This window comes from Blastopirellula marina DSM 3645 (genome assembly GCF_000153105.1).
GTDB lineage: Bacteria > Planctomycetota > Planctomycetia > Pirellulales > Pirellulaceae > Blastopirellula > Blastopirellula marina.
Genome location: NZ_CH672376.1, coordinates 3,363,148 through 3,380,086, shown reverse-complemented (window position 1 = coordinate 3,380,086; position 16,939 = coordinate 3,363,148). Strand labels below are relative to the sequence as shown.

At 56.2% G+C, this 16,939-nt stretch carries 11 protein-coding genes; 2 read left to right on the top strand and 9 right to left on the bottom strand.

Going from position 1 to position 16,939, the window contains the following annotated elements; genetic code table 11:
* Positions 1-2: 2 nt before the first annotated feature.
* The 9 genes from DSM3645_RS30940 to DSM3645_RS15560 form a co-directional block, all read right to left on the bottom strand.
* On the bottom strand, positions 3-1,343 hold the full coding sequence (locus DSM3645_RS30940; RefSeq protein WP_002653194.1) for an ROK family protein: 1,341 nt from the start codon (positions 1,341-1,343) through the stop codon (positions 3-5).
* 113 nt (positions 1,344-1,456) lie between these two features.
* Positions 1,457-2,080: a rhomboid family intramembrane serine protease gene (locus DSM3645_RS15595; protein WP_002653193.1), complete on the bottom strand. Its 624-nt coding sequence runs from the start codon at positions 2,078-2,080 to the stop codon at positions 1,457-1,459.
* On the bottom strand, positions 2,068-2,844 hold the full coding sequence (locus tag DSM3645_RS15590) for a M90 family metallopeptidase (protein WP_002653192.1): 777 nt from the start codon (positions 2,842-2,844) through the stop codon (positions 2,068-2,070). Before DSM3645_RS15590 ends, DSM3645_RS15595 begins: the two co-directional genes overlap by 13 nt.
* 149 nt (positions 2,845-2,993) lie before the next feature.
* Positions 2,994-4,604 carry a peptide MFS transporter gene (locus DSM3645_RS15585; RefSeq protein ID WP_002653191.1) on the bottom strand — a complete coding sequence of 537 codons (1,611 nt, stop codon included), beginning with the start codon at positions 4,602-4,604 and terminating at the stop codon, positions 2,994-2,996.
* Between the two features lie 65 nt (positions 4,605-4,669).
* On the bottom strand, positions 4,670-5,884 hold the full coding sequence (locus DSM3645_RS15580; protein WP_002653190.1) for a mandelate racemase/muconate lactonizing enzyme family protein: 1,215 nt from the start codon (positions 5,882-5,884) through the stop codon (positions 4,670-4,672).
* Between the two features lie 67 nt (positions 5,885-5,951).
* A complete protein-coding gene (locus DSM3645_RS15575; protein ID WP_040351884.1) occupies positions 5,952-7,349 on the bottom strand; it encodes a DUF1501 domain-containing protein in 1,398 nt (465 codons plus the stop codon).
* A gap of 50 nt (positions 7,350-7,399) precedes the next feature.
* On the bottom strand, positions 7,400-10,393 hold the full coding sequence (locus DSM3645_RS15570; protein WP_081444843.1) for a DUF1553 domain-containing protein: 2,994 nt from the start codon (positions 10,391-10,393) through the stop codon (positions 7,400-7,402).
* Positions 10,394-10,691: 298 nt separating this feature from the next.
* Complete coding sequence (locus tag DSM3645_RS15565; RefSeq protein WP_002653186.1) at positions 10,692-11,108, bottom strand: hypothetical protein; 417 nt, start codon at positions 11,106-11,108, stop codon at positions 10,692-10,694.
* A 106-nt stretch (positions 11,109-11,214) separates the two neighbouring features.
* Positions 11,215-12,186, bottom strand: a complete 972-nt coding sequence (locus DSM3645_RS15560) for a DUF1559 domain-containing protein (RefSeq protein WP_002653185.1) — start codon at positions 12,184-12,186, stop codon at positions 11,215-11,217.
* 545 nt (positions 12,187-12,731) lie between these two features.
* On the opposite strand from DSM3645_RS15560, the gene DSM3645_RS15555 reads away from it, so the two are divergent.
* Both DSM3645_RS15555 and DSM3645_RS15550 read left to right on the top strand, forming a co-directional pair.
* Positions 12,732-14,210: a sulfatase gene (locus DSM3645_RS15555; RefSeq protein ID WP_050769395.1), complete on the top strand. Its 1,479-nt coding sequence runs from the start codon at positions 12,732-12,734 to the stop codon at positions 14,208-14,210.
* 235 nt (positions 14,211-14,445) lie between these two features.
* Positions 14,446-16,401, top strand: a complete 1,956-nt coding sequence (locus DSM3645_RS15550; protein WP_002653183.1) for an amylosucrase — start codon at positions 14,446-14,448, stop codon at positions 16,399-16,401.
* The last annotated feature ends 538 nt before the right edge of the window (positions 16,402-16,939 follow it).

Here is a 16,939-nt window from a genome sequence, read left to right as displayed (position 1 = left end):
ATTTACGCGTCGACCTTCAATCCCAACGCGAGCAGCGCATGTTTCGTTTCTTTGCAAGAGCGATGACGAATGCCTTGGATGCCTAGGCTGCGAGCGATATCGACAAACATCGAGCGGTCATCGACATAGGCGATCTGATTCGGTTTCGCTTGGGCGACATCCATCGCCTGGCGATACATTTCGACATCCGGCTTACGCAAATGGACGAAGCAGGAAGACATGAAGCAGTCGAACAACTCGCCAAGCTGGAATTCTTTAATTCGATGCTCGGTCAATTCGCGCCCCTCATTGCTGATCGCGATCACGTGTAAGTGATTCAGCTTCTTGAGTTCCAGCATAAACTCCAGCGTGTCGGGAAGTTTCTGCGACTGGGCGAACACGAAGTCTTGAAAATCCTTTCGCGAAAAAGAGCGTTCTTCAAAGAAGATGACGCGATCCAGATAGTCGTCTAGACTCAATCTGCCGACTTCGTACTTGTCAAAAGTAAACTGATGCCGCTCGTCGATTTGCGCATAGTCAAGATCGAACTTTTCCGCCGCTAACATCCGAGATTTTCGATCCCAACCATTGGTTAGCAACACGCCGCCGATGTCCAGAAATAAAGTGGTGATCTGTTGCGCATTGTCGCTAGTGCGGCGGATGACCCGCGTCTTCTCAACCACGTCGCCGACGCGCACCGAGGAAGTCCCAATCGATTGATCCCACAAGCGAAAGCCACCCAGAAAAGCATTACTGTTGGCGCCAAGCGTGGCGTTTTCCGGCAGATCCTCGACCAGACGACCATTTCCGCCGCCAAGAATCACATATTCGGCTTCCAGCGCCGCCGAGAGTCGTTGGACCACATCCAGCACCGCCGTTCGCCATTTTTTCTTGCCGAGCCGCTCGAGCCCGCGAACGCCGAGATAGTCTTCGAACGTTTTGCTGTTTTTGTAGGGGAGATGCGCCAGCTCCATCGGCTGCAGAATACCATCCACGATCATCGCCGAGCCGAGCCCCGTTCCTAATCCCAAGAAGAGCATTCGCCCGCCGTGGTAGTCTCCCATCGCTTGCATCGCGGCGTCGTTGGTCAACTTGGTCGGTTTGCCGAACGCCTTCTCGAAATCGAATCCGACCCAGCCGTCGCCCAGGTTATGGGGCTCTTTCTGAATTTTTCCTCGCACGACCGGCGTCGGAACGCCGATCGAGACGACGTCGAACTCGAGATCGGTCGTTAACTCTTTGATGCCAGCGACCATCTGCTCAGGCGTCAAATTCGGCCCCGAATCGAAGGATCGCTTCGTTTCGAGCTCAGTCGTGAGCAATTTGACATGGGTTCCGCCGACGTCGATGGTCAAGATTATCATGCTGTCCCTTCCCTGCGTATCTCGAAAAAGCTTCCAGATTCTAACGAAATATGGTAGGGAGACGCCATCGGTAATCGCGTGGTGAAAAAAAAGAGGGGGCCGGTTGTGACGGTTTACGCCAGCCAGAAAATTCCCGCCGCCATCCCCAGCGAGAAGGCGATCACGTGGGCCATATCGGCCGGCAAGCTGCTCCCCGACGCTCCCCACAATAGGAGGTTAACGACTACGCGTAGCAGCAAGAATAGAGTAACCAGAGAGATTGCCGCCGCGGGCCAATGGTCGAGCAGAAGTAAGGCGCCTAAGCATCCGTAGTAACCCGCCGAGGGCCCGACATCTTGTGTTGAATGGAGGACGTCTCCTAACGAAAGCTGAAAATAGCGCATCGCCGGCACGATCAACAACGATTCGCAGCAGAGCGTCAGTAAGTGTATGCCCAGAAACAAAGAGGCCGCTCGGAGGCTGCCCAATTTCGATTCCAAGCTTCCCAGAAACAAGCCGGTCGCGATCAACGAAACGTAAAATCGCCAACCCCCGACGGTGAAAAAAAGGGACGTGAAGATTCGCCGCCACTGCAGGGCTGACAGATGCCGGGGAGCATATCCCCAATGGTTGAGATCACTCGGCGCGATCTCGGCACGGTGCGTGTTGGTCCAGATTGCGGCCACGATAAGCGTGGCGAGAACGGCCAGCGTGAACGGAATCCCCGATGCGGCGGCGACGATATTCAATGCGTCCATCGCAGCGGATCTTGTTGATAGTAGCTCTGGAGCGACATAAACAGATCGTGGTCTGCGGCGGCCAGGTGCTTCGGAGCTTGGAAAAACGCTTCCGTCAAAACGGCGAAGAACTCGGCTTCATTGGTCGCGCCGTAGCAATCGACCAGCGGCCGATGCCCGGACTGGCAATCTTGAACTTGCCGCTGATAGGCGCGCTGAAAGTTGTGGATCCAGCTCTGCGCTTGTTCGTCGGAATTCATCGGCGGTATGCCGTCGGCGCTGCGACCGTTGAGCATATCCAGCTGATGCGCGAACTCGTGAACCACCAGATTGCGCGCATGGTTGGGACTTCGCGCCCCTTCCAACACGTCAGGCAAGGACAACACGACGGGGCCGCGATACCAGGCCTCGCCGAGTCGATCCGATTGCGATTCGATGACTACGCCGCCGGCGGAAGCGACCGGCGAAGTAGCCCGGTAGGCCGAAGGATAGATCAAGACCGACATGACGTTGTCAAAATATTCTTCCCCCAGTCCCAGCGTCATCAGCCCTACCTGGGCTGCGATCGCGACCTTGTGCAGTTCATCCACCTGAACCCCGTTGCAGCCTTCCCAATTTTTTTCAGCGACGAGAATCGCAATCGAATGTTGCAGCTTCTCTTGTTCTGCCGGGGTGAGCGCAGGGTACTGCCACAAGTGGGTTTCGACAAAGGTGCGCCAATCGGATGAAAACGGTTGGCTTTTGATGCGGTCGCGCGACCGCTGTTTGAACCAGGAAAAAAACATCCGCCGAGTCCGAGTTGGGAGATTGGGAATCAATGAAGGAGCGATCCTATGATCCCCACCCAATCTCGGTCCGTAAAGCAGGGCTTGCTGGGAAACCACGCCCAACATCTTACTTGAGACGACGGGAAGTGGACGTTTCCAGCGTCTTTTTACTGCGCCCCGTGCATCTTGCGGGACAGCAGCGGCGTGACCAAGAAAAGAAAAACTGCACAAATCGCGGCGGCGGACGCTAGCCAAGTAAAGAGCGTTCCGTAGGCGACCAAAGTCTCTTCGATCGGGATCGCCGCTAGATTGCTTCCCTTTTGCGGCAACGCCATCCACGAGGCGAACATCGCGGCCAAATAGTTGGCGCCGGAGATCGCTAGCATCGAGGTCCCCATCATCATGCCGACGATCTTGGGGAGCGAAAGCGAAGTGATCGTCGAGTAACTGACCGAAACAATGATCAAGTCGGCGACGCCAAAGCAGATATAGGCGGCGACTAGCCATACCATGTTGATCGAGCCGTGATCGCTAAACGCGCCGGTCGCCCAGGCCAGCACTCCGAATCCGGCCGCCATAAAGACCATCGTAAACGCGTACTTCGACGGCGTTGGGGGATTCCGGTTGATCCGCGACAGCGCCGGCCAGAGCCAAGCGAACAGCGGCGCCAATAGGACGATGGTCGCCGGCACGATGCTTTGCAATTGCGACGCTTGGATCTCGCCGCCCCAAAAATGGCGATCGACGTTGCGATCGGCGAACAGGTTCAGCGAGCCGCCAGCTTGTTCAAACAAAGTCGCGAAAAAGGTGAGCGCAAGCTGAAACGCCAGCAACACCAACATCCGATCTCGTTCGATTCGATTGCAATAGAAGAACGAGACGACCAGCACGTAGGTCACCACGATCAGCGAAAAACCTCCCAGCAAATACCCGACGATCATCGTCTTCTGAACGAAGAGCCAGAACAGGCCGATCGCCGCGAGCGAGCAAATGCCGATGACATGCAACGTATTCAACGGGCCCAAGACTCGCTTTTTCAAATCGGCATGGGGAGGAGGTTCGGCGACTCCTTTGAGAAATCGCTGTCCTCCTAAGAAGACCATCAGCCCGATCAGCATGCCGACGCCGGCCGTTCCAAATCCATAAGCCCAGCCAAACGTCTCGCCAAGATAACCGCATACGCCAGCCGAGAGCGCGGCGCCCAGCATGATTCCCATTTGAAACAGCGTGTACGCCGAGGATCGCCGAGGATCATCCGCCGGGTAAAGCTGGCTGACGATCGTCGCGATATTCGGTTTCAAAAACCCGATGCCGACGATCAACAGCGCCAAAGAGAGATAGAAGACCTGCAGCGCCGCTTCGTCGCGCACCACCGACGCGACGCCGTCCGGCGAAATGACCGTATGAGCAGCAGCGCCTTCAAACGCCATCCCAAAATGCCCCAGGCACATCAGAATCGCGCCAAAAATCACCGAGAGTCGCTGCCCCAGGTATCGATCCGCCAACATGCCGCCGATGACCGGCGTCGCGTAACCAAGCGCCACATACGAACCGTACAAGCCGAGGGCGACTTCGTCCGAAAACAGAAAGTGTTTCGTCAGATAGAAGACCAGCAACGCTCGCATGCCGTAGAAGCTGAACCGCTCCCACATTTCGGTCATGAACAGGACGTAGAGTCCAATCGGATGTCCCCACAGCTCTCGCGATGGTGGAGGATCGAGACTACGGGGCGAATCGTGGATGAGCGGAGCCTCTTTCTCGACGTTCGTGGGATTCATCGCAGTGTTGGCTCTAGAAAAGTTTCGCTGGGCGAGTCGCCGCTTTAATAAAGGACCAATTCGCGCTACTTGGAGGTGGCGCGATATTGATTTTTGTCGCTCTGGAATAGTTCAGATCGCCAACCGGCGCCGATGCCTGCTTGTTGCGGTATCGGGATGCGCCCTTGTTCAATCTTCACTTCCGTATCGATCAACTTGGGATAGAGCATTCGCACATGAGCACGCACGCTCTCTTGCCAGGCGACGTTGTTGGAAGCGACGGCGACTTGCACGCCGGAAAGGAGCGTCAACGGTCCGGTGCAATCGTGCATCACGACCGGCAGATTGTAGAACTGCGCTAGGCGAGTAATGTTCCGCGTTTGCGAGATCCCGCCGACCCAAGTCGGATCGATCATCACATAATCGGCGGCACGTTTCTCGAGGACCAGCCGAAAGTCATCCGGTCCGCTGAACATCTCGCTAACGGCCAGCGGGATGCCGGCCTTCTCGCGGAAGTCGGCCAACGTATCGATCGCATCGACCCGCAGCAGGTCCTCGGCCCACAGGATATCGAACTCACGCAATTGCTGGGCGATTCGGATCGCCATCGGCAATTGGAAAAATCCGTGCCCGTCAATGATCAGTTCGATCTTGTCGCCCAGCTCTTCGCGAATCTTACGGAACGGCTCGACGCCGGTCTTCGCATCCTCGAGCGAAACGTGCAGGGGGCCATTTGATTTGTGCGCTGCGAAGTCATAAGACCATGTTTTGAGCGCGTCGTAACCTTCGCTTAACAACTCTTGGGCAAGTGCGACCGGCTCGTGAATAATCGACCAATAGTCGTTGAGCGGGCCTTGATTGCCCATCGGTCCATGTCCCGGCCAAATATGACCCGACGAATCAGCCGACTTGCCGCCGTACGAAGGTCCGCCGCAACTATTGTAGGTCCGAATCGAATCCTGAACGCAACCGCCCAGCAGTTGCCAGATCGGCAGATTCGTCGCTTTGCCAAAGATATCCCACAGCGCTAGATCGATGGCCGAAATGGCCCGCAACTCGGCGCCGCGCGAACCAAAGTTGGTCGTCCGCTCATAGAGAAACCGCCAATGCTTTTCGATCTCCAGCGGATTTTTGCCGAGCAGATAATGATGCATCCAGTCATGAATCAAACTAGCGACCGATTCGGGCGCGTAGTAGGTCTCTCCACAGCCGACCAGTCCATCGCTGGTATGAATTCTCAACAGCAAAAGCCCCGGCATGATCTGCTCGGGAATCGCCGTTTCGATCTTTACGATCTCCATGTTTTTTCCATTTCGACAAGCGTCCCTTGATAAGTTCGGCGCGCTTGCACTGCGTTGAGACGTTTGTTTACGCGATGATGTTTTTCACGACGTGACCATGCACGTCGGTCAGACGAAAATTTCGTCCTGAGTATTCGTAGGTCAGCTTTTGATGGTCGATCCCCATCAAGTGCAAGATCGTCGCATGCAGGTCATGGACGTGAACTTTGTCATGCACCGCGCGAAATCCAAATTCGTCGGTGGCCCCATGCCGAACGCCACCTTTGACGCCGCCGCCGGCCATCCACATCGAGAAGCCGAAGGGATTGTGATCGCGACCGCTGCCTCCTTCGGATGTCGGTGTCCGGCCGAACTCGCCACCCCAAACCACGAGCGTTTCTTCTAACAGGCCGCGGTTTTTAAGATCGGTCAATAGCTGTGCAATTGGGCGATCAATGTCGCCGCACAGTTTCGCGTTCTTTTCCAGATGATTCGCATGCGTATCCCACGGTTGCCCATTGCCATAATAGACCTGCACCATACGGACTCCATGTTCCGTCAAACGGCGAGCCAATAGGCAGGATTCGGCAAATTTGCCGGGCCCATACGCTTCGCGCGTCGACTCCGTCTCGCGCGAGATGTCGAAGGCCTGCATCGCTTCAAACTGCATGCGATACGCCAACTCCATGGTGGTGATGCGCGACTCCAGGTCCATCTGACGCGAACGGTTGGTCAGATGCTGGCGATTGATCGCCGAAATCAACTCTAACTGCTCCTTTTGGACCATGGCCGAGAGTTCAGAATTGCGCAAATGGGGGATCATCGCCTCCGGCGTCGCTTGCTTGGTGTCGATGTAGGTCCCTTGGAATTCGCCCGGCAGAAAACCGTTGCCCCAAAGTTTGGGACCCACCACCGGATACCCAGGGCAAAGGGCCAGGTAGCCCGGCAAATCTTTGTTTTCGGTTCCTAGTCCATAGGTCAGCCAGGATCCCATGCTCGGCCGTGTCGGCGTTAGCGTTCCCAGATTCATCATGCAGAGAGCCGGCGCATGATTGGGAAAGTCCGTGTGCATCGAGTTGATGATGGCCATGTCGTCCGCATGCTTCGACAACTCGGGAAAGAGTTCCGAGAACATCAAACCCGACTCGCCGGCCGGAGCAAACTTGACATTGGACGCCAAAATTCCGCCGGTTTTTCGCTCGGTCCGAATGTCGGTCCCGGCGGGCCGCTGGCCATCGTATTTTTGCAGATGCGGCTTGGGATCGAAGGTGTCAATCTGCGAAGGTCCGCCGCTCATGAAGAGAAAGATGACGCGCTTCGCCTTCGCTGGGAAGTGCGGAACGGCGCTCGACAAAGTCTCACTTCCGGCCGCCGCTTGTTGCGCGAACAGCCCGGCGAGTCCCAGCATGCCAAAACCGCCGCCGACTTGTTGCAACATCGAGCGTCGCGAAAGGAGGGGAGAGTTGGTCAATGGGAGATTGTTCATAAGTCGCTCCGACGGTGCGGGGTAAAATGGCGAACATTAAGCCGCGGCTTTTAGTCAACAAACAGCATCTCGTTACTGCAAAGCAAAGCATGGCAATACAACACCCAAAGGTTGTTCTGGCCATATCCGACAGGCGATTTCCCCTCGTATTGCCCATGACGCTGATGCGCCGTCGCATCGCGAATTGTCGCCGCCAAGCTGCTTGTCTCGTACAACGGCCAATAAGCGGCAGGCGTCAGATCGAGAATCGACGTCGAGTAATCGACATAGTTCGTCGTATCGTCGCCGGCCTTCGAGTCTTGATGGAGTTGCACAATTTCGGCAGCCGTGAAAGCGCGATCAAAGATCGCCATCGCAGCGATCTGTCCATGGAAATTGGCAAATCGATCAGAACGTCCCCCGAGGTAGAGTTCGCCAATCTTGGCGTCAAACGACGCGGGTGCGCTTCCCACGAACTCCGGCTCGGGATCGCCGTTCAAATAGCCTCGCACTTGATCGCCGTCACGGACCAGAGTTACGTGATACCACTGGTCCGGCGTCAGCGTGGTTCGCCCAACAAAGTGTCGTTTGTCACGGTTGCCGGTAAAGAACAACAACTTCCCGGCGGAATTTGCCGGACTTGTGCCGGCGATTCCCAAATGATCGCCGTCCGCCGAGATCGAAGCAGACTCGCCGCGCGAAAAGAAATAACCCGTGATCGGGCGATCCGTCACCGGCAACTCGTTGCGAATCCAAAAATCGACCGAGTAGGCCGCTCCCAGATTCGGCACGTCCGCTCGAACCCGCGCACCAGCGAAGCGGGGAGGGGAATAGGAAGGAGTCGATGGATTGTCCGTGGGAGTCTGTTCACGACGAAGATACTGCTTGGCGACGGCGACTTCCTCCGCCGTCGGATTGCGACCAAACAGGGTTTGATGGATCGACGCGATTCGTGCGTCAAGATCGCCGGCGCTCGTCTGTTGGGCCAAGCGAACCGCCTGACGTTTGGCGAACGGCGAGTTCATCATGAATAGTTGCTGCAGGGCCGTCATCGTTTCGACACGACCTTCGGCATGGATGGTCGGATCCGGAAAGTCGTACATCTGCAGGTACTGGCTGAGCGATTTTCGCGATATCTTGGCGTAGATCGCGCGGCGGCGAAACTGCGGCTCGTCGATGTCGCCGGAGAGGCCGCCCATGGTCAGATCGAGTCCGCCGCCGGCCGCTAGCACCGAATCGTGATACGACTCGGCGTCGAGTCTCTGCCGATTAAAGTGACTCAGCAGTCGGTTTTCAGGATCGATCTCTGTCGCGATTGGCGAAGTTGGCCCCTCGGAAGCTTGGCGATACGTGGCCGATAGCATGATTTCGCGATGCAGCCGTTTGAGCGACCACCTTTGATCCATGAAGCGCACCGCCAAATCATCCAACAATTGCGGATGACTTGGCGCCGATCCGGTTGCGCCGAAATTACTCGGCGTGTCGACCAGTCCCTCGCCAAAATGCCACATCCAGATTCGATTCACCAACACCCGAGCGGTCAGCGGATTTTCCCGCGCGACAATCGCGTCGGCCAGTTCTAGGCGTCCGCTTCCATTCTCAAACGGCTGTGGTTCGCCTGGGGTCAGCACTTCGACAAAGCGGCGACGCACGGTCTCGCCGGGTGTCGAAATATTGCCGCGAATAAACAGGGGCAAGTCGCGCGGCTGATTGGGATGAAAGACGATTTGTTGATGTGTTTCATTGAGCGGTTCGATCCGAACTTGCTCTTCCGTCACCACATCGGCGACCGGAATTACAAAGCCCGGCGTTGAAGCCTTGATTTGCTTAATCTGCGCTGCTTTCTCAGCAATCAACGCCGTTTGCTCTTTGATTTGATTTTCGATCGCCAGCTTCTTGGTTGGTGCGGCGTTCGTCTGATCTGTCTTCCATTCCTTAATCGTGGTTTTGATCGCCGTGATTTCCGCATCCAGGGCGGCGACTTCATCGCGGGCGGGTTGAGATTCGGCGATTTCTTCATCCGAGATCAGCGGTTGGGTCGTTTGTCGCACCGACGCAAATACGCCGGCCAAGGCATAGTAGTCTTTCGCCGCGATCGGGTCATACTTGTGGTCATGACATCGCGCACAGGCGACCGTCAATCCCAGCAGCCCGCGACTGACAACGTCGACACGATCTTCCCATTCGTCGGCGTAGACGCCTTCGAGCGAGATTTGAGCCAACATCAACTCTTTGTGATTTTGGGGCGAAAGACCAATCAGTCCCAGCGCCGGCAGATCGTCGCGGCCCGTCTGGTCCAGAAAATCTGTCGCCAATTGACGACGTAAGAACTGGTCGTACGGCACGTCCTGGTTGATCGCCGCAACCACCCAATCACGATAGCGATAAGCGTTGGGGTAGGGGCCATTGTGCGGGCCCATGTTGACGTTGTCCTCGGCATATCGCACGACGTCTAACCAATGCCGCGCCCAACGTTCGCCATAATGCGGCGAGTCGAGCAACTTGTCGATCAGCTTCTCGTAAGCGTGCGGATCTGGGTCCGCAGCAAACTGTTCGATTTCGGCGTAGGTTGGCGGCAATCCGACCAGATCAAAATAGGCCCGACGGATCAGCGTGCGGCGATCGGCTGCCGGCGCGGGGGTCAGTCCCTCGGCTTCGAGCTTCGCCAACACGAAGTAATCAAGTTTGCCGTGCGGCCAGTCGTTCTCCTTCACTTCCGGCGCAGGATAAGCGTGCGGAGGTTGGAACGACCAAAAGTCGCGCCGCGAATCGATATCAAAATCTTTGCGAACGACTTGCGGCGCATCTTCTGTACGCGGATCAGGCGCACCCATTTCGATCCACTTTTCAAAGTCGGCGATCACTTCGGCCGGCAGTTTCCCCTTCGGCGGCATTTGATAGCCGAGCGGATCGTAGTGCAGCGTTTCGATCAGCAAGCTTTCTTCGGGTTTGCCCGGCACGATTGACGCGCCGGAATCACCGCCAAGATGCAGCGCTTCTTTGGAATCCAGTTGCAATCCACCTTGCAAAGGAGTCGAGTCGGCCGCATGGGCATTCGTAGCAATGCTTCACTAGCATCGGACGAATTTTTTGCTCGAAAAATCGAATTCCAGCAGCCTGATCGTCATCGGCGAAAAGACCAGCGGCGAACAGCTGACTCGTGAGCAGCGTTAAAAAACAGAGCGTCCTGCGCATTGGAGTTCGCATGCTTGCTCTTCTCGTAGGAAGTGGAATTGGCGGGCGTTTGGCGGGCGCGGCAGGGGAGCTTTTCATGATTGCATTTGAGGATCCGATATTGCGAACTCCGATGCACGACCAGTTTTTAACTCATTGGCGTCGAAAGCGAACCGTTCTTACGATTCACTAGGGACTTTTCAATTCAAACTTCAACTCTTGCGTGTCCGGAAAAGCGATGTCCACGGCGATCTCGGTTTCGGTATTGAACTGCTTCGGAATAAACGACTCAGTGGCGGGAACTTTCTCTCCAGAGGCTCCTACCGAAAACTTGCCGGGAACTTCACGCATCGCGGTAATTTCCACCGATTTTTTGCCTGGCTGAATCTTTACTTCAAACTTGCCGTCATTGATCGCTGCGGCGACATTCTTTCGGCCATTCTCCGTCGTTCGAAATATGACTAGTCCATCGTTGATGGGGTCGCCGTTCCAGGTCGCTTCCCCAGAAACAACAAAATAGCCTTCCGAATCCAATTGTTCGCCGCAACCTGTCAGAGTCATGGCCACTGCCGCCACGATTCCCAAAACCACTAAATTCACTTTCATCACCCCACTCGCTCACAAAGAATAGACGTATTCAAGAAAAGAACGATGTCGTCGTGAAGCGGCCTGGTCGCAATTCACGAGGCCGCTCGATTTGGTAGAGAACGGACTACCAATCGCCGATCACGTTGGAATCGGCCTTGTTTCCCAGATTTTGAAAGAGCGGAGTATCGATCGTTTCTGGTGCGAACCGGACCGAAGCGTCGGCCAGCACGACTTGAACGCCGCCGGGATGATAACTGCGTGTGAAGTTATATTGTTCACCGCGTGTCGATGAGGTCGACATGCAAGGAGCCTGCAATACGGTGGTCGACTTGCAGCTATGCGGTCGATCAGGCAGCGTGGTATTCGGCGGTTCGGCGGTCGTGAAGCCCGTGCCGCCCCAACTTGCGCCTCCCCAGTACTGCCCTAAATCACCATGACCAGCAACGTTATCCATGGGGCGTGCAATTCCTTCACCGGCCATGATCGTATTGGTCGTACCATCGGTCACGTCGCGCAAATTCGTTTTCGATTCGAGGAAGAACATTCCTTGACCCGCCGTTGCAGTCGTGACTCCTGTCGTTCCTGAACCGCTCAGACAGACGCCATAGGTTCCTTGGAAACCATTCGCCTGATTTGCGCCGGCGCCGCCATACTCAGGATTCGACGGGCAAACCAGCGACGATACCTTGATTGTCATGAGCGAAGCAGGAGAAATGTTGTTGACGAACTGGGTATGGTCGGCCTCATAACCATCGTAAAGCGCGTTCTGCTCTAGCATCGGTAGGATGCGATGGAACCAGGTATCGCGGCAATGCGACTGGCCGCCCGACACGCCGCTCGGTCCCGGCGGACTGTCGAGCGTACGATAGGCGTACGGAAACTTCAGATGCGTATCGTGATAGTTGTGCATCGCCAATCCGAGTTGCTTCAAGTTATTGGAGCAACTGATCCGCCGCGCCGCTTCGCGGGCCTGCTGCACTGCCGGAAGCAATAACGCGATTAAAACGCCGATGATTGCAATCACCACGAGCAACTCGACCAGCGTAAAGCCTGATCGACGCCGTCTGGTGGGAGTCGAAATGAAAAACGTTGCCATCGAATACTCCAACAAGAAAAGGAAAATGAGCGCTAGGACTATTGAATTTGAATAAACAGCCTTATCGATTTTTGGGGGGCAATGATTGGGTCTCGCTCTGTGCGAACCTGGGAAAATCGGCCCAGAGAACACTGTTCCGCATGATGGAACGACATGTTCATTCATGTGACACGATGATTCTAGGGCCGCAAACAAGTCATGTCAACGAAATTTGTGCAGATCAACGGCAGGAAAGCTGCCCCAACCATATTGGTGGTATTTACGCGATTCCTCAAAGCAAGGGAGAGGATCTCGCGTAACGAACAATGAACACACAAGGAAGCTCCCATATGTATGTATAGAGGGGCCGAAGTCGCCCCAGGCGGCGTGCGCTCGTTCTACGAGCGATCTGTTTCGAGCGGCGCCTGCTTTGCCACACTGCGGGTAGTATTGAGCTCCTCCGCTCAACTCCGTCGACGCAATGGGAGACCAGTCGCTATCTCATTTACACTAGAGTAATTACCCAAGCAGATCGGACGCCATTTTCTGTGAAGAAAGACGAGTTCATGTCGCGATGTTTTCGCTACTCCACGATGTTCGCCTGGCTGGCGATCTGCATCGTTTCTCTGAACCTCTCACTGGCGGTCGCCGCTCAGCAGCCGCCGAATATCGTCTTGATCTTCGCTGACGATCAAGGCTGGAGGGATATCGGCTATCAAGGCCGCGGATTTATTGAGACGCCAAACCTCGATCGACTGGCCGGCGAAGGGATGGTCTTTACTTCTGGATATGCGTCCGCAGGCAACTGCGCGCCAAGTCGCGCCTGTTTGATCTCGGGCAACTACACGCCGCGGCATGACGTCTATGCGGTCGGCAGCACCGATCGAGGCAAGCAGCGTGAGATGCGTCTTGTTCCGGCGCCCAACAAAAGTGGTCTCGCGAAAGAAAACGTCACGATGGCCGAAGCGTTGCAAGCGGCCGGCTATGTGACTGGGCATTTCGGCAAATGGCATCTCGCCGGTCCCGAAGGCGCACTCCCCAGCGAGCAAGGATTTGACGTGACCTTCGACTCGTTTGGGGAAGGGGAGTTGCGAGAAGGTTCTGAAGGAAACAAGAAAGGGCCGCCAGACGATCCCAAAGGCGTGTTTACGCTTACCCGCAAAGCGTGCGAATTTATCGAAGCGAATCAAGATCGCCCGTTCTTCTGTTATTTGGCCCATCATGCGATCCATGGACCGTTGCAAGGACGCGCCGAGACGCTAGAGAAGTTCAAAGCAAAAACGCGTCGCAAGCTTGACCCGGGGGCGATGTACGCGGCCTGTACGTATGACTTGGATGCGAGCGTCGGCATGTTGCTTGCGAAGCTGGATGAATTGAAACTGGCCGACAAGACGTTGGTTGCGTTCACTAGCGACAACGGCGCCACGCAGGCCGCTTCACAAGAGCCGCTGCGCGGCAGCAAAGGGGGTTACTACGAAGGGGGAATTCGCGAACCGCTGATCATTCGCTGGCCCGGCGTCACCCAGCCGAGCAGCACGTCGGATGTGCCGGTGATCAATGTCGACTTCTATCCCACCTTTTTAGCGGCCGCCGGTGCGCCAGTTCCGGCCGGCAAAATTCTTGACGGAGAGTCATTGCTACCGCTCCTCTCTGGCGCAGGCCCGCTGAAGCGAACCGGCATCTTTTGGCACTTTCCTGGCTATCTGGATCGACCGGTGATTCGGGGGCGCGAATTGGATGTCCAAACCGGCTTTCGGTCGCGGCCGGTCAGCGTCATCCGCAAGGGCGATTGGAAGCTGCATCTCTTTCACGAAGAGTGGCTCCTTGACGGGGGGCGCGAAAACCTGGCCGCCAATCACGCCGTGGAACTTTACAATCTGGCCGCTGACATCGGCGAGCGTCATGATTTGGCGACGGTGGAAACGGCCAAGCGAGACGAACTCTTGAATGATCTGCTGGCTTGGCTCGCCGCGTCGGAAGCGAAGATTCCGACGCAACCGAACCCAAAATTTGACCCGGCAACCCGAAAAGATGCCGGTAAATAGCCGAAGCGGCGTTCACCTGTCGGATACTCTGCGATACTGTAGTAACGATCCTAGCGTCGTATTCGATTGATTTTGCGGCGCTGGTTCGCTCTGAGGGATGCTGCAGGCAATGGTGAAAGTGTCTAGTATTTGCGGTTAAGTCGCCCCCCGAGATCCCCCTGCAACAAAGTTGCACGGAATTATTCGACTTGTCGCACCCGGCAGGCGAGCTAGATTTGCTTCGATGGAGAAACCTATGCACTCGACGCCCCCGGCCAGCGATCATACGCGTGAAGCGACCGCACTGCGGCGCTTACTCCCGCGACTCAAGAAGACCTTCGCCGATCGGATCGAACCGAACGAGTGGGAAACTTACACGCGCCGCATCGACGAACACTTTCCCGAGTTGTTCCGGCAGCTCTATGCGCTGTACGGCCATCAATATGACTTCTACTTCCATCTGGAAGGGATTCTCACGTCGATCACCGAGATGTGGCTCGATCGGCCGTCCGAACTGAAGGCGCTCGACGCGCTGCGCGAAGCCGACCCGCAGTGGTATCAATCACAGCGCATGACCGGCGCGATGTGCTATGTCGATTTGTTCGCCGAAAACCTGCAAGGCGTTCGCGACAACATTCCCTATCTGACCGAGATGGGGATCACCTATCTGCACCTGATGCCGGTGTTTCGGTCTCCCAAAGGGGATAACGACGGCGGCTATGCGGTTAGCAGCTATCGCGAAGTGAATCCGGCGCTCGGCAACATGGAAGAGCTGGCCGACCTGGCCTCGGAGCTGCGGCATCGCGGGATCTCGCTCTGTCTCGATTTCGTGCTCAACCATACGTCGGACGAACACGAATGGGCTCGCAAAGCGCTGCTGGGCGATCTGGAGTGCCAGGAATACTATCGCATGTATCCCGATCGCTCGATGCCGGAAGCGTTCGAGAAAAGCATGGGCGCGATCTTTCCCGAAGAGCACCCTGGCGCGTTTACCTATCGCAGTCAATTGCGGAAATGGATTTGGACGACCTTCCACAACTATCAGTGGGACCTGAATTACGAGAATCCGGCCCTCTTTAATCGCATGATCGAAGAGGCCCTGTTTCTGGCCAATCAAGGGGTCGAGATCTTGCGTATGGATGCCGTCGCGTTTCTCTGGAAACGTCTCGGCACGACCTGTCAAAACCTGCCCGAGGCGCACTCGATCTTGCGCGCCATGAACGCCGCCGTCCGGATCGCCGCGCCGGCGATGGTCTTCAAGTCAGAAGCGATCGTCCATCCCGACGACGTGCGCTCGTACATCAGCGAGAAAGAATGCCAACTCTCGTACAATCCGCAACTGATGGCGCTCCTGTGGAATTCGTTGGCGACGCGGGAAACCCGTACGCTGCGTGACGCGCTCGAAAAGCGTTTTCGCATCGATCCCGGTTGCGAGTGGGTCAACTACGTGCGCTGCCATGACGATATCGGCTGGGCGTTTTCCAATGAAGATGTCGAAGGCGCCGGCTTCGACGCCAGCTCGCATCGCCGGTTTCTGACCGACTTCTATTGCGGCAAGTTTGAAGGCTCCTTCGCTCGCGGTTTGCCCTTTCAAGAAGATCCAATCACCGGCGACGCCCGCGTCTCTGGCACCTGTGCTTCCTTGGCAGGCCTCGAAAAAGCGATCGCGGAAAAAAGTGACAAAGAGATCGACCTGGCGATCAAGCGAATCCATCTGCTGCACGGCGTGATCATGACGATCGGCGGTATTCCGTTGATCTACCTGGGAGACGGCATCGCATCGCTCAACGACTACGCGTACGAGCAAGATGTTGACAAGCTAGGGGACACGCGCTGGGTTCATCGCGGTAAGTTCGATTGGGATCGAGCCAAAGAGCGGCACGATCCCGAATCGATCGTGGGCCGCGTTTATGAAGACATCTTGCGTCTGGTTCATCTCCGCGGACAAACCCGCGCCTTGAACCGCGCCCAAACCGAATTTGTCGACGCCGGTAACATTCATGTGCTCGGCTACTTCCGCAACGCCGTCGATTCGTCGGTGCTCGTGTTGGCGAACTTCTCCGAAGAAGAACAGCAGATCGAAGGCCGTCATCTGCGAATGCTCGGACTCCGCAAAACGGTCATCGATATCCTCTCAGGACAAACCGTCACCGCGACCCACGAACTAAAGATGGGCCCGTATCAAATGTTAGTCCTCATGCGCCCCAGCTAAGGCCGGCGCACGATCGATCTTGCCGCTTCGGAACTCACTGGTCTTAGCCCGCAGCGCGAGCCATGAAGTTGCGCTATCGAGAACCGATGGAACACTAGCCCGTTGCGCGAGCGAGGGAATGCGGCTGGCGATTCGAAAACGGATTGAAGCGGCGAGCCGCATTCCCTCGCTGGGGCAATGGGCTAGTGTGATGGTTTTTCGCATGATTCCTACCGTGTGTTGCCGCTCGTCATCCGTGGCTCTGCCGCGTTCTATTCTTCTCTTCACCAAAATTGCACAACTTAAGAAACGGCTGAGGGGCACTGTCCAACGACCTTGTTTCGCGTGCCACTGGCCTTTTTCAGCCAAAGTCTTCTCTTTCTACCACTCCCAAACTCGGCAGCGATGGAATCACTCCGACTTCCATTCTCTGACGCTACCGCGTGGTTGATTTACCTTCCAGCGGATGGACGACCAGCCGCAACAATTCCAACCGTCTCTCTGCGTCACTTCATTATGACCCCAGCCGCGACCTCTTCCTTTCTCGCGCTGAAACAGA